The following is a 15,563-nucleotide window of genomic DNA, read 5'->3' on the forward strand; positions in this document are numbered from 1 at the left end:
AAAGTAATAAAAAGCAATTAATCCAAAATGAGATCATGGCTAAATAGGTGCACAGCTCCACCTACAGCATATCCATTCAAAATCTTTTGCTCGGCTATTGAGAGTAGTTTTAATTGATGCGTTTTAAATAATTGCAAAGCATTTGTCTGAACACCATCAAGGTCTAAGTCCTGCAAGGCTTCGTAACTAAAACTGCATTTGAGAGCTTTGCCATCCAACATAGCTGGGTAAGAGACATCACCAGTTTCTAAAAGGGATGCGGGACCAACAAATTCAAGCTTCATGGGGTTCACTTTATTAAAAATAGTCAAATGACCATAACAGTCTGAACCCAAAGAGGAAAATGAACTTGATATAAATCAAACAATCTAGCTCTAACTAGCGGGAATCTAGCTTTCGCTGCGCCAAAAAGTTTTGAGCAGTTCTTGCTTAATCAATATCGTGAGTCTTACTGAATGCAGCACATCTTCTCAGGAGGTCATCGGCAGGGATATTGAGAACCGAACTATTGCTCACAAATAGAATTTGATTCATGCAGTCATCCTCCATCACCAACACCGATGCACCAGCACTAATATAGGTGCTTCTGGCAAGTAATGGCGGCAATACTTTCGACGATATAGGGCTGTTTTCTGACCTAGACAATCAACGCTCGATGTCGATCAATTACTCTCAGATTGATTTTTCCTACTTGCCAAGTATTGAACGCCATTATTTCCATAACGTTCAGTATGAACTTGATTTTCCAACAGGTGAAACAGCTCGCCAGAAATATAAGATGTACTCACACCATCAACCACTAAGTCAATTTGCCCAGACACCACTAAGGCCTTGACCTCGAAGGGATGTGTATGATCATCCAGAAATCCATCCGCCTCTCGCTCCACTAGGATCGGCTCCGGAAATCCCTCCAAAACCAGCATGCTCAGAAATTGCTCTTTAGTCATCTAATTTAACTCTCTCAATCAGCTTCAATCCTGGCCGCCTTTACCACCGCAGTCCATCTGGTATTTTCAGTCTTAATAAACTCATCTAACTGCTTGGGATTCATATAGACAGCCTCAGCACCCATCTCTACTGCTTTTTGCTTGAATGTCGGTTCGGCCATTACCTTAGCGATTTCAGTTGTCAGTTGATTCACAATAAGCGCAGGCGTATTGATTGGGGCAAAAACTGCAAACCATGATGTCGCATCTAGTTTTGGTAAACCTGCTTCGGCAGCCGTAGGAACATCAGGCAAGCTCTGTAAACGCTTCTTGCCTGTTGTTGCTAATGCACGCAGTTTGCCAGTCTGGATATGAGGAATAAATGGTGGAGGCGTTCCAAATGTTAAATCAACCTGACCACCTAATAAATCAGCCAATGCCGGTCCGGTACCCTTGTAAGGAATATGGGTCATTTTGATACCGGCCTGCTGCTCTAACATTGCGCCAGTAACATGCTGTAAGGAGCCATTACCTGATGATGCGTAATTTAATTTTCCAGGATTAGCTTTTGCATAAGCAATCAGCTCATTCATCGTCTTAAATGGTAAGTCTGCACGTACCACCACAATTTGTGGTGCTGAGATCACATTTGCTACAGGCTTGAAATCTTTAAGCTCCCATGGCAATGGGTTTTTGCTAACCAATGGCGTAATAACGTGATAGCCAGAATACTGAACCAACAAAGTGTAGCCGTCAGGATCAGCTTTTTTCACAGCAGCAGCAGCAATCGCACCAGATGCTCCCGCTTTATTTTCAACCACAATCGTTTGACCCAAAGCGACCCCAAGAGGCAGAGCTAATACTCTAGCCGTAAAATCTGTCGTACCACCCGGAGCAGAAGAAGCGATAAATGCAATCGGTCGATTCGGATACTTCCCCGAATCCTGGCCGTAACTAGCAATAGATACTTGACTCAACAGAATCAAAACCAAAAAGTTGATCCGAGAAAAATAGGTGCGCATGAGGCTAACTTTCAATTTAGGTAAATCAAATTAACGTAAATCTTCTACATAGGCAGGGGCAGGATGTAAATCACAGGTACTTCCAGCCTTAGCAACTTGTCCTGGCACAGGATGCCCCACAATCAAGGGCAGTTCACGAGCCAGGCCTAGCAATTTAGGGATGTTGATCCCTGTATCGTACCCCATGGCATCGAGCATATGAATCGCATCCTCGCTAGAGATATTGCCACTAGCGCCCGGCGCGTAGGGGCATCCACCCAAGCCTCCAAGGGAACCATCAAACCGAGTAATACCTGACTGCACTGCTGCAAGCACGTTTGCTAAGCCCATTCCGCGTGTATTGTGAAAATGAAAGGTCAATTGCAAGTTTCCAAACTGCTTTTGTAAATCCTCTGCCATGTTTGCAACCTGAGCAGGGTGTGCCATTCCGGTGGTATCGCAAATAGTGACGCCACGTACACCCAGGTCTGCAAATCGTTGAACAAAATCTACTACTACGCTTTGCGGCACATCGCCCTCCATAGGGCAACCAAATGCAGTAGATAGAGATACATTGATTGGGGTTCTGCCGTTTACATACTGGATCACCTCAGCCAATCCAGAAAAACTTTTTTCTCGACCCATTCGCAAATTAGCCAAGTTATGGGTTTCAGAAGTTGACATGACGAGATTGAATTCATCTGCGCGAGATTCAAAAGCGCGCTCAGCACCACGTAGATTCGGCACTAGGACCGTATATTCAACACCAGGCATGCGTGAAATTCTACCCATGACCTCTTCTGCATCACGCAGCATAGGAATAGCTTTAGGCGATGTAAATGAGGTCACCTCAATCTTGGCGAATCCACACTGGCTGAGCTCATCTACCAGCTTAACTTTGTCCTCCGTAGGAATGAAATTGGGCTCGATCTGAAATCCGTCCCGAGTCACAACATCATTGAAATAAATTCTAGTCATCAGATTGAATCGCTTGCTGAAGTTATAAATTATTTAGTGAAGGCAATACCGCGCTCTTTTAAGGATGCTACCTGAGACTCGGTTAAACCAATGCTGTGCAGAATTTCATCGGTATTCTCTCCAATTTCGGGAGCTAAAGTTTTGATTGAGCCGGGTGTACGAGAGAGCTTAGGAATCACGCCTGGTACATCCAATCTAGTTCCATCGCGCATCTGAATATGTTCAATATTGCCACGGGCTTTGTAATGGGGATCATTAGCAATATCGGCGACGGTATAAATTTTTCCCGCAGGAACAGCCGCTGTATCGAGCAACTGTAGAGCTTGATCAGTCGTCATTGTTTGAGCCCAAACACCAATCGCTTGATCCAACTCCGCAACACGAGCCACCCTGCCATCATTATTTTCAAGGGCTGGGTCATTCGCTAAATCTGCTCGGCCAATTAAATTCATCAGGCGCTTAAAGATACTATCGCCGTTCCCAGCAACTAATACATAACCGCCATCAGCGCAAAGGTAGGCATTACTAGGGGCAATGCCGGGTAAGGCGCTACCGCCTGCCTGCCGCACTTCACCAAAGGCACTGTATTCGGGCACCAAGCTTTCCATGCAATTAAAGACTGCCTCATACAAAGCGATATCAATCACCTGGCCTTTGCCACTCTGGTGACGTTCTTGAAGCGCTAACAAAATTCCAATCACACCATGCAAAGATGCCAAGGTATCGCCGATGCTAATGCCGACACGAACAGGCACCCTGCCTGGCTCAGCAGTTAAATGTCGCAAACCACCCATGGCCTCAGCAACCACACCAAATCCAGGCTTATCTCGATAAGGACCAGTTTGACCGTAGCCACTAATTCTTAACACAATCAGCTTGGGATTGAGTTCAAGTAATTTCTCTGGGTCTAGCCCCCAACCCTCTAAAGTGCCCGGACGAAAATTCTCGATCAGGACATCTGCTTCTGTGATTAAGGTGCGAACAATTTCTTGAGCCTCAGCCTGCTTTAAATCCAATGACAGAGAGCGCTTGTTGCGCGACTGAACTTGCCACCATACCGAGGTACCATCTTTTAGCAAACGCCATTTACGTAGAGCATCCCCCACTTTTGGCGGCTCAATCTTGATGACATCGGCACCAAAATCTCCCAGTGTTTTGGCGGCAAATGGACCAGCGATTAACTGGCCCATCTCAATAACTTTTAATTTGGCTAACGGCTCCATCTACATCCTTAAATTTGCTAATTTTATTAACTGCGCCTCTCTTCGGTAACACTCTGCAACTAAGTAGGCAGCTGTGAAGCTTGGGCGCAGTTGTTTGAAGCTGGCTTACCAGCTAGGCGATCTTTGATCCAGGGAAGATAAAACTGCTTGGAGGCGCCTGGCGTTGTGAAATGCGACTGGTCTCCAGGAAGCTGAATACGATTCACATTACCACCTAATTTACACATTTGCTCTTGGTAGAGCTTTCCCATAATCGGTGGATTGGTAACATCCTTGTTCCCCCAGTAGATGACTACCGGAGAAATTGGTTTTACTGGATTGACGCTACCCCTCACCATTGTCTTGGTCCACTCCAAAGGATTGCTGATTTGATCCTTTAAAAAAGTTTTATATTGAGTACCGAAGTTAAAATTGAGTGTATCGGCTACAGCATGCATACACTTATTGCTGATTACCTCATCAAGCACTGTGGCGCCATTATCGGTAAAGAGATCGGTCAACTTTAAATTCGGATTGGCAGCCTGCACCCCCCACATACTCATCGCCATATGTGAAAAATCAAAGATATTGCCAGTAAACATCTGAATTAATCCATTCAGAGATTGTTGTGCGCTAGCTTGATCGACGGTGGCACCAGGCAGCATGACTGCAATATCATCCGGAGCTAAAGCAATTGAACCAATTAATTCAAGATTGTCAGCTGCCGTTCCTTTTTTAGAAAAGTAGTCCGGCATACTAGCCGCCGCTACAGCAACACCACCACCTTGTGACCATCCATAGATAATCGTTTTCTTACCAGCACCAGCTTCTTTCATGGAACTTGCTGCTCTTGCAGCATCAATCGTATCCATAGCGTTTGTAGTGGCAAGAGCATATTGATGCTTACCACCACCACCTTGGCCTTGATAGTCCGTTGCCACTACGACATACCCCTCTTGAATAAACTCTTCAATAGCGGGGATACCGTAATCAGTCCAAGAGTTGCCACCAACTAAAAAGTATTCATTCAAGGGAACTACGGGATTCAAAACTTGTGATGGCCCACAATTCTGGGCAGCGCCAGTTGTGCCATGGGCCCAAGACATAATAGGTCTACCTTCCTTGGGTGCTACACCGATTGGCGCGACCACCAGCCCCGTAACAATCGTTTTTTGCCCATTTAAATCAGAAGAAATATAAGCAATCCTCCAGGCTTGAGCACCCTTCACTGATGTTTTAATTTTCTCCTTCTTAATCACCTGCCCAAGCATGCCATTTGGGCTCATTTTCATAACAGCCTCGTAAAACGGCGCAACAGGTGGATCTGCCTGAGCCACCAAAGGGCTCAAAGTCCCAATGATTAAAGTTGTAAGAAATATATTAATTATTGTTTTCATAGATCGCGGCAAATAAAATAGGGATGAAATTAAAGGTGCTAAAAAATATATTAACTCAGCTCATATTTTTAACCCAAATTAGCCTATGAGATGCCCAGTCTTAACAAATATAGTGCATCCCTCTTTACTGAAAGGCTGATGCAAACTCAGATGAGGGCTTCTGATCCATGAGCCAGCGGGATAGCGCCCATGTTCATCTTCAAACACACCATCAACTACAAAGATTTCTTCACCACCATAGTGCTTATGTGGATTGAAATAGGTTTGGGGAGCCCATCGAACCAAAGTTGAGCCATTGCCCTGCCGCATGAGCGGCATCACATTCAGGCCTGGCACCATACCTTGATGCCAAGGGGCTGATTTTGTATCAATGAGCTCTCGCTCCACATGCTTAACTCCGAGATGTCGTAGTTTCACAAAAAGAGTGCAGCCCGTTTTACTATGAGGTGCATGAGAAGATCCAGGAGGATTCATGATATAGGTGCCAGCCGGATAATCGCCGGTTTCATCACTAAATACTCCATCAAGCACCAATATCTCTTCACCAAACTCATGGGTGTGCGTTTGAAAATGAGAATTCGGTAAATAACGAACAATCGAGGTTGCCTTTGCAACTTCATCACCAATACGATCAAGCATACGTCTCTCAATACCTGCTTCAGGGCTTGGAACCCAAGGTAAATCATGATGATTAATCACGACTCTCTTACTGTAGTCAGAGTTGATATTCATTTTTTACATTTAGAGATTTAAAAAGATGACTAAGCATAGCAAGCAATTTAAACGAGCGCTTAGCAAACTTAATCTAGCCTATCAATCGTTTTTCTTGCAACATCCTTTACCCAAGGTTGCTGATTCCAGTGCTTTTGGGCAAAAGCATCAATTTCCGTCTTGTATTTCAAGGTAAGACCAATCACATCTAAGCCTTCCAAGAACATTCGGCGATGTCTTGCTGACATCAAAAATGGGAACTCATGATTGATAGTGCGAACCGTTAGGCTCTCAATATCAATATTCAGACTCATTGGCGCGCCTTGATCATCAGCCTCTTTCATTAAAGCTTGCACTTGATCTTCAGGCAGAACAACCAATAACAGGCCGTTGCCCATTGCATTGGAATAGAAAATCTCAGCAAAGCTAGAAGCAATGACCGCCTTAAATCCAAACTGTTGCATCCCCCAAACAGCGTGTTCACGACTAGAGCCACATCCGTAGTTTGGGCCTGCAATTAAAACATCCGTTTTTGCATAAGCAGGCTGGTTCAAAAAGAAGTTTTGTTTTAGCTCTCCATTCTCATCAAAGCGCAGATCATAAAATAAGCCCTGCGCTAAGCCAGACTTATCGATACCGCGCAAAAACTGCTTTGGCATGACTTGGTCAGTATCAAAATTGGCAATACGCAATGCCGCGGCGTGTCCATGAATTTTGGATAGCTTATGCATTAATAGCTCCTTGTAATTTACGCACATCTGTAATCTTGCCCATCACTGCAGCAGCAGCAGCCATAGCAGGACTCATCAAATGGGTAATAGCACCTCTACCTTGACGACCTTCAAAGTTCCGATTGGTTGTAGAGGCACAGCGTGTGCCAGAAGTTAAAACATCATCGTTCATGGCAAGACACATGGAACAACCTGGCTTACGCCATTCAAAACCGGCAGCAATCAGCTTGTCTGCAATCCCCTCTTTTTCGGCCTGGGCTTTAACGGCGCCAGAGCCAGGTACAACCATCGCTCGAACACCAGGCGCTACTTTGCGGTCACCGATTGCGGCAAGTACGTTCCGCAAGTCTTCAATACGGCCATTAGTGCAAGAGCCGATAAACACGTGGTCAATTGGTGTGCCCTCTAATGTTTGGCCATCAGATAACCGGGTATATCTCAACGCTTGTTCAAGACTCAACCTATTAATAGGATCCTCAATAGAATCCTTTCTGGGAATAGCGGCGTTAATGGCAATGGCCTGGTCTGGACTAGTTCCCCAAGTTACAAAGGGCGCCATATCACTTGCATCAAATGCATATTCTTTTTCAAAGTGAGCGTCTTTATCTGAATATAAGCTTGCCCAATAGGCTAATGCACGGTCTTTCATCTCACCTGTAATATCAGGGCATCTTGCTAATACGTAATCAATGGCTGTTTTATCTGGTGCAATTAAGGCTCCTCGAGCGCCCGCCTCCACTGCCATATTGCATAAAGTAAAGCGCGCCTCAGTACTCAAATCTATTAGCGCGGATCCGCTGAACTCGACTACGTAGCCAATTGCACCCTTAGCACCAATCTGACTAATGATGTTCAATATCATGTCTTTGGAGGTAGTACCAACCGGCAATGTGCCATTGATCTTGATGTGCATATTTTTAGCTAAGCGGTATACCAAAGTTTGTGTAGCCAAAACATGCTCAACTTCGGATGTGCCAATACCAAAACCTAAGGCCCCCAAGGCTCCGTAGGTAGTAGTGTGGCTATCGCCACAAATGATCACCATACCCGGACGTACCATGCCATGCTCGGGCGATACGACATGCTCAATACCTTGCAATGGATGATTGGTATCAAACAAAGGGATATTGTGCTTTACACAATTCTTCTTCAGATTGAGGGCTTGTAACGAAGAGGCTGGATCAGCAATCTTTCTGGGCATTTCATTATGAGTAGGGATGATATGACTAACAACAGAGATATTCTGCCCCGGAATGAGTACTCCACGACCTTTTTCATCTAGACCTGAAAACGCTTGTGGACTAGTGTATTCATTCATCAAATGTAAATCGCAAAAGAGCAGCACGTTCTCCTCATCCAACTGCACTACCGTATGAGAATCTACTAATTTTTGATACAGAGTTTGAGCGCTCATCAACTGTCCCGATTTAAAAATGTCATCACTTTTTCCAGCAGAATCTCTGGAACCTCCTCTGGAAGATAGTGCCCGCAAGGTAAGGTCCCACCAATCACATTTCGACTAACCGCCTGCCACTCCTCTAGGGGCTTAAAGCATTGATGAACAACTCCGTCTGCGCCCCACAGCACCATTGTCGGCATCTCTAACTTCCTACCAGCTGCAATATCTTCGCGATCATGAATCAAATCAATCCCAGCTGCAGCGCGGTAATCCTCGCACATGCTATGTGCCGCTCCAGGCAAGGCAATGCAACGCATGTATTCAGCTAAAGCTCTAGGATCAAAGGGCTTTAGTCCGGCATGGCGCCTTCCCATTAAATCCCGAATATAAGCCGCAGGATCCGCTTCAATAAGTCGCTCTGGTAAAGGGGAAGGCTGTATTAAAAAGAACCAGTGCCAGTAGGCTTTGGCAAAGACATCATTGGTTTTTTCATACATAGAGAGGGTGGGAGCAATGTCGAGCATGATCAAGCTGCTTACTGAGGCAGCATGATCCATCGCTAAACGATGGGCGACTCGCGCACCACGATCGTGCGCCAGTACATCAAAACGATTAAATCCAAGTTGCTGCATCACCTCCACTTGATCCTGCGCCATCACTCTCTTTGAATAATTGCTATGGTCACTCGTACCCCGGGGCTTAGAAGAGTCTCCATAACCCCGCAGATCCGTCATTACTAATGTGTGCTTCTTCATGAGCTCTGGCGCAACCTTATGCCAAATGGCATGGGTTTGGGGGTGTCCGTGCAACAGCAATAGTGGTGAGCCAGACCCACCCACATGGCCGGTAATTTGAACCCCATTTACCTCAAAAACACGTGCCTGAAATCCAGGAAATAATGCATCAGATGACATAAGTACCATTCGTATATTGATCTAACCTGCAGTAATACTAAGCTGATTCATGTAACTCTTTAAACTCAATGTAATAAAAAAATGCCAACCCTAGAGTTGGCATTAATGTTACTAGTGAGGCCACTAGGGCCTTAGCCCTAAAACCACAGTCAAAAGTTAATATTTCAACCCTAATAACTTAGCAGGATTCTTTTTCATCATAGTGTCAATATCTGACTGAGAAACACCCGCAGCTTTAACGGCTGCAATCTCATTCTCAACTCCATCCGGTGGCGTCATCATCCCTTGTTGACCTAGGTCAGTCGACAATACCAAGTGCTCTGCACCAATCTCCCTAACTGCCTTTGCGACAGCATTGGCATCCACCTTTTCCCAATGCGTCATCCACTTATATTGAGCATCTGGGCCAGTCATAAACTGCAAATAGCAAATCTCAATCTTTGCACCCATCGCAGTAACTTGCTTGGCTTGCTCCATGGTAAGACCTGGAATATTTGTTAAGCCATGGGTAATTAAAATATTCTTTACTCCCAACTCTTTTGCACGCTTCACTACCACCAGAATTTCCTCAGCTGAAACGTGGCCTGTTGCTAAGATCAAATTTTCTCTAGCAATGATCTTTAATACGTCCTCCATCTCTGGCGTGACATTGCCATTAGCAGTTACTACAAGACCCGATTTATTTTTATCAACAAGCGTCTTAACATGCTTATCGGAGTCAAAGGTAGGCAGCCATACCACTTTGCCGCGACCGCCTGACATACGGTGCATCCACTCAACTGCAGATGGATTTACGCCCCCGACAGATTTGTTGAGGACAATGCCACCCCAGACTTCAATGCCCGGAACTTGCTGCATCACGAGTGCAGCTCTATCTGCAGTAGTAACAACGTGATTTTTAATTACAAAGCCAAGCATGCCCTTACGTTTAGCGATCATTGCAAGCTCAATGTCCGTCAGTGATCTACCAAAAACATCGGGATCTGGGTGCACATGCATATCAATCACTCCAGCAGCCGGGCTCACTTTCGGAGGTGGTGGCGGGAATCCAACTTGCGCCAATAGAGGAGTAGTAGCCCCCAGTAAGCCCGCAGTACAGATGAGCAAAATTGTATTGAATGTATAACGAATCATTTACTGTCTCCTTTTATTATTTTCATCTACTGTACTTCAGATAAATTGGGGCGTATTTAAGTAGTTGCCCCTAGGAGATACTAAAAAGACAAAACCCTACCATTTCTGATGAGGGCTTGAATCTGAGAACAAAAGAAGCCGCTAGTATTTTAAGGGCTCCTGCTTTCCATTTGTAGAGACACTCAATGTATTTAACCTTCTAAATCGTTTCACAATATATTGGCTTCTGTAGAATGAATCCCATGAAACCAACAATCACAATTGACTTTGTATCCGATGTTGCTTGCCCTTGGTGTGCCGTAGGCTTAGGAAATCTCAATCAGGCAATTGCCCAGTTAAGTGATAAAGCAAATTTTGAAGTTCATTTTCGACCCTTTGAGCTTAACCCTAAGATGCCCTTAGGTGGTCAAGACGCCATTGAACATCTCACAGAAAAATATGGCTTAACCGTAGAACAGGTCCAAGCTAACCAAGCAAATATACGAACCAAGGCTTCAGAAGCAGGATTTGAGTTTCATCCAGAAGGACGGAAAAGGGTTTACAACACCTTTGATTGTCACCGTCTTTTGTATTGGGCTAGCAAAGAACATGGCCTACAAAAACAGGCTAAGCTCAAAAAAGAATTGCTCAATACTTACTTTTGCCTTGCAGTGAATTTAGATGATCAAGATAACCTAGTGGATGCAGTAATGCGTGCCGGACTAGACAAAGATCGAGCTCTAGAGATACTCAAAGGCAAAGAGTTTGCTGACGAAGTGCGTGAAGAAGAATCTACCTATACAGGCGCTGGCATCAACTCTGTTCCTTCGATCATTCTCAATGGAGAATACCTCTTGCAAGGAGCTCAGCCTTCTGAGTCATTTATCAATGCATTTGAGCAAATCCTTCAAAAGGACTAAAAGGAAAAAACCCCCACCATTGCTGATGAGGGTTTACTTTTTTGGTGGGTCTACCAGGACATAAGCCTAGATCTGGCCACTCAATCCATAGCGCGCCTTAATTCAAAAATGATTCTCAATCAACATTTCTGACTTTGGGATAAAGCCTGCACTTGAGAATAAAGTCATTTATTCAACACATACTCAAATCAACATCTAAAATATCTAATGAACTTTTTTTATATAAATGCCCTTCTCTTGGCTTTGGTGACTTCCTCGGCCCAAGCAGCAGAAATTTATATTACCGATCCTGAGCACACCTTTGTTAGCTTTAGCTACAAACATTTAGGTTATTCAATTCAAACTAGTCGTTTTGATAAGGTGAATGGGACTATTACACTCAATGATCAAATGGATGGCGGTACTATCGATGTTGCAATTGAGACTGGCTCAGTCAGCACAGGCTCCGATACCTTTAATAAACTATTGAGAACCGACGGTTACTTTCATTCTGAAAAGTTTCCTATAGCCAAATTCACTTCTGATAAGGTTATCTTTATTAATCAGGCCATTACATCGATCTCAGGCGAGCTGACCATCAAGGGTATTACCAAGCCCATCAATATTGAAGTAAGCAACTTTGCTTGTAGTCGTAACTTTATTACTTTGAAATATATGTGTGGCGCAAATGCAAGCGCAAAGTTAAATCGCTCAGAATTTGATCTAGGAAAATATGTACCATTTGTTGGCGATGAAATAAGCTTAAATATAGTAATTGAGGCGTCAAAAGAATAGTCTTAATTACAAACTTATCACCAATAAAGTCCTTAAGTAATACAGTTGAATTCGAGCATCAATCCTAACAGCGCTATATTTCTAGTAATTCCCTATGTCTATTTTAAAAAATCTCGCAGATAAATCTGAGCTGATTTCCAAAAGAAATATTGCCCATTATGATCAAAACGCTATTTCCTATGATGAGGGCACAAAAGATCATGATGTCAGTCAAAATATCGATGCCCTATTACGAGCAATCAAGACTAAGCCACCGTTTCATATTCTTGATTTTGGATGTGGTCCGGGTAGAGACCTGCAAGCTTTTACTAAGCTTGGTCATGTCGCTATTGGGCTTGAAGGTAGCAAACAGGCTGCTCAACTAGCTAAAACGAAGAGCGGTTGCGAAGTATTCGTTCAGGATTTTTTTAACTTATCTTTACCAGATAATACCTTTGACGGTATTTTTGCCAATGCTTCACTATTTCATATTCCTAATAAGCTATTGCCTAAAGTACTGCGTAATTTATGGGCAAGCTTAAAACCCAATGGCATTCTTTTTAGCTCGAATCCCCGTGGTAATAACGAAGAAAGTTGGTACGGAGATCGCTTTGGCTCTTATCACAATCTAGAAGGCTGGAGATCTTTTATGACTCATGCACAGTTCACTGAAATTGAACATTACTATAGGCCAAGTGGACTACCCATTGAACAGCAGCCATGGTTAGCAAGTGTTTGGAAAAAATAATCTTTTAATTATTCTTGATGGCCCGAGCGGAATCTACAGGGCATAGGATGGCCAGCCTATAGTTTTATCAGAATTGAATTAAAAAGTGTGTAGGGATTGCCTACACACTCTTTGTGAGTTTTTAGGTTAATTCTTATTTCTCTGGTTTAAATGCGCTATCTAAGAACTCCTGCACCCCAGAGAACATCAGCATACGATTTTTTTCCATGATGATCGTATGGGTGCCTTCACTAATTTGCAGCATGATTTTATAAGGCGCATTCTCTAGCTTTGTAAAATATTCATACATCATGTAGCTAGGCAAGTCGGCATCCCACTCGGCATGAACCAGCATCACTGGAACACGAATATCTTTAGGCTCATAAACCGGAATGCCTGCAGTCCAAAATTCACGGGCATCCTGAACGGTGCCATTTGGTGCACGAAGTTTTTTAGGGGTTTGAGTCCTTCCCCATGGATCAGTATCAAATGTCGCCGCAGCCCATTTCTCAAACCAGCCTTCCGGAATTAAAGTAGCCTTTGCACTCTCAGGCACTCCAGTCAACCAACGCCCTTTGGCATCAGCAACTGAAGCCACTCGATAAGCGCCTAATGGTCCACCTTTATCTGTTAATGGTGCACCGCCTTGACGTAACCATTGTGGCGCATATAAAACAAGCTTATTTACTTTTTGATTATTTTCGGCAGTGTACTTACCCATGATGGTGGTACCCCATGACCATCCAAGCAAGTTTATCTTATTGATATTACGTTTTTTAAGAATGTAATCTACCGCACTAGAGACATCGCTTACCGCAACATTGGTGCGCACTATGGGTGGATTTTGATCCGCAGGTTGATCCATTTCTGGTGGTCGAGATGATTTTCCGTAGCCGCGTAAATCGACCAGCCACACGTCATACCCTCTAGCGGCAATGTATTCCATCCAAGATGTGCCGCCTAATGACAAGTCAAAAGCAGTTTCAGCTGGATAGGTTGAGCCATGCACATACAGTAATGTTTTCTCAGGAGAGAACTTTTTCATTCCTGCTAAATGTTTATTGCGAACATACAGAGAGATGCCAGGAGTATCACTCTGAATCATATATTCATTCATCTCGATTTTCCCCGCAGCAAAGGCTTGGGAAAATCCCAAGCAAGCAAGCAAGCCAATAAAGAGCTTTTTACTGATTTTCATTTTGTCTCCTAGAATTTTTGTATTAGATCAGAATCCCTACATCATATTACTATCAAGCGCTCTCAAAAAGACAAAAACCCCAGCTATCTCTAACTGGGGTTTTACCTTACTGGTGAGCCCGCTAGAACTTGAACCTGGGACCAAAGGGCCGTCAAGGAGATAACAATTAGTTAGAGGAACTCTCAATTAATTTGCGACGCATCGGGCGTAATACAAACCAAGCCAAGATTGCAGCAGCGCCGTTTAGGATGCTCGCTACCCAAAAAACAGATTCCCAACCACCAGTAGCTGCAGCTAATACACTTGATAGGGGCACTAACAATGAAGCAGTACCCTTTGCGGTGTAGAGAAGGCCTGCATTACCTGCTGCATATTTTGAGCCGAATGTGTCTGCGTTAGTAGACGGAAATAAACTATAAATCTCACCCCACGCAAAAAATACGAGTCCAGTCAACAGAACAAACATAACTGGATCTTGACCAAAATAGTACAGACCCAAGATTCCCAAGCACTCAAATGAAAAACATAAGGTCATAGTTTGTTCGCGGCCAATTTTGTCTGATACCCAGCCAAAGAAAGGACGTGTAAGACCGTTTAATACTCGGTCAACAGTCAGGGCAAATGTCAAAGCCGGAAGGGCTAAACCAAGAATGCTTACTGTTACACCGGCAATATTGAAATCCTTAGCAATAGGCCCTAATTGAGCGGTAGCCATCAAGCCACCAGCGGCGACCATCACAAACATCGCGTACATGATCCAGAACACTGGCTGCTTAACCATTTCCATAGTCGTATAGTCTTTACGAGACTGCGCAATAGCCGACTTAGCTGTAGTAATGGCAGACTTGATCGGCTTAGATAGCATTAGACTTAACAACACGACAATTGCACCCTGCCCAATACCGAAATACCAAAAAGCATTTTGATATCCATCGGCGGCAATCATCTTGGCAATTGGAATTACAGTTAATGCAGAACCAGCTCCAAAGCCAGCAGCAGTCATACCAGCAGCCAAACCCCGGCGATCTGGAAACCATTTGAGAGCATTGCCAACGCAAGTACCATATACAGCTCCAGCACCAACGCCGCTGACTGCTGCAGCGATATAGAGCATAGTCAAAGTTTCGGCGTGGGCATTCATCATCCACCCTAAGCCACACAAAATACCGCCGAAAAATACCACTGGGCGTGGACCGAATTTATCAACTAAATACCCTTCAATTGGAACTAACCAGGTTTCAGTTAAGACAAAAATCGTAAAAGCTATTTGGATCGCAGAGCGGCCCCAACCAAACTTCTCGTCTATGGGGTTAACAAACAATGTCCAACCGTATTGCAAGTTTGCAATCATGGACATACAAATAATTCCAATTAGTAATTGGAACCATCGACCCCCAAAAGGCCCTTCTGCAATCTGATCATTCATAGTGTCTCCATTTTTATTTGAGAAAAATAACTTGTCATTATTCTTACTTAAATAATTTTTACATTGACACATATCAAGATTATTTAAAGTATTTGCCTATGTTTTTCCTATGGATGGGCTGTATTTTTATTTAGCTTGTGGAGCTACTGCCATTAACAACACCTATC

At 43.9% G+C, this 15,563-nt stretch carries 16 protein-coding genes; 3 read left to right on the forward strand and 13 right to left on the reverse strand.

The window, feature by feature from the left end; genetic code table 11:
* Positions 1 to 17: 17 nt before the first annotated feature.
* The 11 genes from FD967_RS08520 to FD967_RS08570 form a co-directional block, all read right to left on the reverse strand.
* Positions 18 to 284 (reverse strand): DUF1488 family protein, encoded by a 267-nt coding sequence (locus tag FD967_RS08520; RefSeq protein WP_215325592.1) that lies wholly within the window; start codon positions 282 to 284, stop codon positions 18 to 20.
* A 378-nt stretch (positions 285 to 662) separates the two neighbouring features.
* Complete coding sequence (locus FD967_RS08525; protein WP_215325594.1) at positions 663 to 947, reverse strand: cupin; 285 nt, start codon at positions 945 to 947, stop codon at positions 663 to 665.
* Between the two features lie 14 nt (positions 948 to 961).
* On the reverse strand, positions 962 to 1,948 hold the full coding sequence (locus tag FD967_RS08530; protein WP_215325596.1) for a tripartite tricarboxylate transporter substrate binding protein: 987 nt from the start codon (positions 1,946 to 1,948) through the stop codon (positions 962 to 964).
* Positions 1,949 to 1,978: 30 nt separating this feature from the next.
* Positions 1,979 to 2,905: a hydroxymethylglutaryl-CoA lyase gene (locus FD967_RS08535; protein ID WP_215325598.1), complete on the reverse strand. Its 927-nt coding sequence runs from the start codon at positions 2,903 to 2,905 to the stop codon at positions 1,979 to 1,981.
* A 29-nt stretch (positions 2,906 to 2,934) separates the two neighbouring features.
* The gene (locus tag FD967_RS08540; RefSeq protein WP_215325600.1) at positions 2,935 to 4,128 is read right to left on the reverse strand and encodes a CaiB/BaiF CoA-transferase family protein; all 1,194 of its coding nucleotides are present in this window, start codon (positions 4,126 to 4,128) and stop codon (positions 2,935 to 2,937) included.
* A 59-nt stretch (positions 4,129 to 4,187) separates the two neighbouring features.
* Complete coding sequence (locus tag FD967_RS08545) at positions 4,188 to 5,399, reverse strand: alpha/beta fold hydrolase (protein ID WP_251369018.1); 1,212 nt, start codon at positions 5,397 to 5,399, stop codon at positions 4,188 to 4,190.
* A 183-nt stretch (positions 5,400 to 5,582) separates the two neighbouring features.
* Positions 5,583 to 6,236, reverse strand: coding sequence for a cupin domain-containing protein (locus tag FD967_RS08550; protein ID WP_215325603.1), 654 nt, complete (start codon positions 6,234 to 6,236; stop codon positions 5,583 to 5,585).
* A 68-nt stretch (positions 6,237 to 6,304) separates the two neighbouring features.
* Complete coding sequence (gene leuD / locus FD967_RS08555; protein ID WP_215325604.1) at positions 6,305 to 6,946, reverse strand: 3-isopropylmalate dehydratase small subunit; 642 nt, start codon at positions 6,944 to 6,946, stop codon at positions 6,305 to 6,307.
* Positions 6,939 to 8,360: a 3-isopropylmalate dehydratase large subunit gene (gene leuC, locus FD967_RS08560; RefSeq protein ID WP_215325605.1), complete on the reverse strand. Its 1,422-nt coding sequence runs from the start codon at positions 8,358 to 8,360 to the stop codon at positions 6,939 to 6,941. Before leuC ends, leuD begins: the two co-directional genes overlap by 8 nt.
* Positions 8,360 to 9,259: an alpha/beta fold hydrolase gene (locus FD967_RS08565; protein WP_215325606.1), complete on the reverse strand. Its 900-nt coding sequence runs from the start codon at positions 9,257 to 9,259 to the stop codon at positions 8,360 to 8,362. Before FD967_RS08565 ends, leuC begins: the two co-directional genes overlap by 1 nt.
* 156 nt (positions 9,260 to 9,415) lie before the next feature.
* Positions 9,416 to 10,393 carry a DUF6282 family protein gene (locus tag FD967_RS08570; RefSeq protein WP_215325607.1) on the reverse strand — a complete coding sequence of 326 codons (978 nt, stop codon included), beginning with the start codon at positions 10,391 to 10,393 and terminating at the stop codon, positions 9,416 to 9,418.
* A 242-nt stretch (positions 10,394 to 10,635) separates the two neighbouring features.
* On the opposite strand from FD967_RS08570, the gene FD967_RS08575 reads away from it, so the two are divergent.
* The 3 genes from FD967_RS08575 to FD967_RS08585 all read left to right on the forward strand — a co-directional run bounded on the left by FD967_RS08575 (position 10,636) and on the right by FD967_RS08585 (position 12,793).
* Positions 10,636 to 11,292, forward strand: coding sequence for a DsbA family oxidoreductase (locus FD967_RS08575; protein WP_215325608.1), 657 nt, complete (start codon positions 10,636 to 10,638; stop codon positions 11,290 to 11,292).
* Positions 11,293 to 11,499: 207 nt separating this feature from the next.
* Entirely contained in the window at positions 11,500 to 12,066 is a 567-nt protein-coding gene (locus FD967_RS08580) for a YceI family protein (RefSeq protein ID WP_215325609.1), read from the forward strand.
* Positions 12,067 to 12,160: 94 nt separating this feature from the next.
* A complete protein-coding gene (locus tag FD967_RS08585; RefSeq protein ID WP_215325610.1) occupies positions 12,161 to 12,793 on the forward strand; it encodes a bifunctional 2-polyprenyl-6-hydroxyphenol methylase/3-demethylubiquinol 3-O-methyltransferase UbiG in 633 nt (210 codons plus the stop codon).
* Positions 12,794 to 12,926: 133 nt separating this feature from the next.
* Here the strand turns inward: FD967_RS08585 and FD967_RS08590 are convergent, their stop codons facing one another.
* Positions 12,927 to 13,970 carry an alpha/beta hydrolase gene (locus tag FD967_RS08590; protein WP_215325612.1) on the reverse strand — a complete coding sequence of 348 codons (1,044 nt, stop codon included), beginning with the start codon at positions 13,968 to 13,970 and terminating at the stop codon, positions 12,927 to 12,929.
* A gap of 166 nt (positions 13,971 to 14,136) precedes the next feature.
* Positions 14,137 to 15,396, reverse strand: coding sequence for an oxalate/formate MFS antiporter (oxlT, locus tag FD967_RS08595; RefSeq protein ID WP_215325614.1), 1,260 nt, complete (start codon positions 15,394 to 15,396; stop codon positions 14,137 to 14,139).
* Positions 15,397 to 15,563: the final 167 nt, after the last annotated feature.

The organism is Polynucleobacter sp. JS-Mosq-20-D10 (assembly GCF_018687755.1).
In the GTDB taxonomy this organism is placed as follows: domain Bacteria; phylum Pseudomonadota; class Gammaproteobacteria; order Burkholderiales; family Burkholderiaceae; genus Polynucleobacter.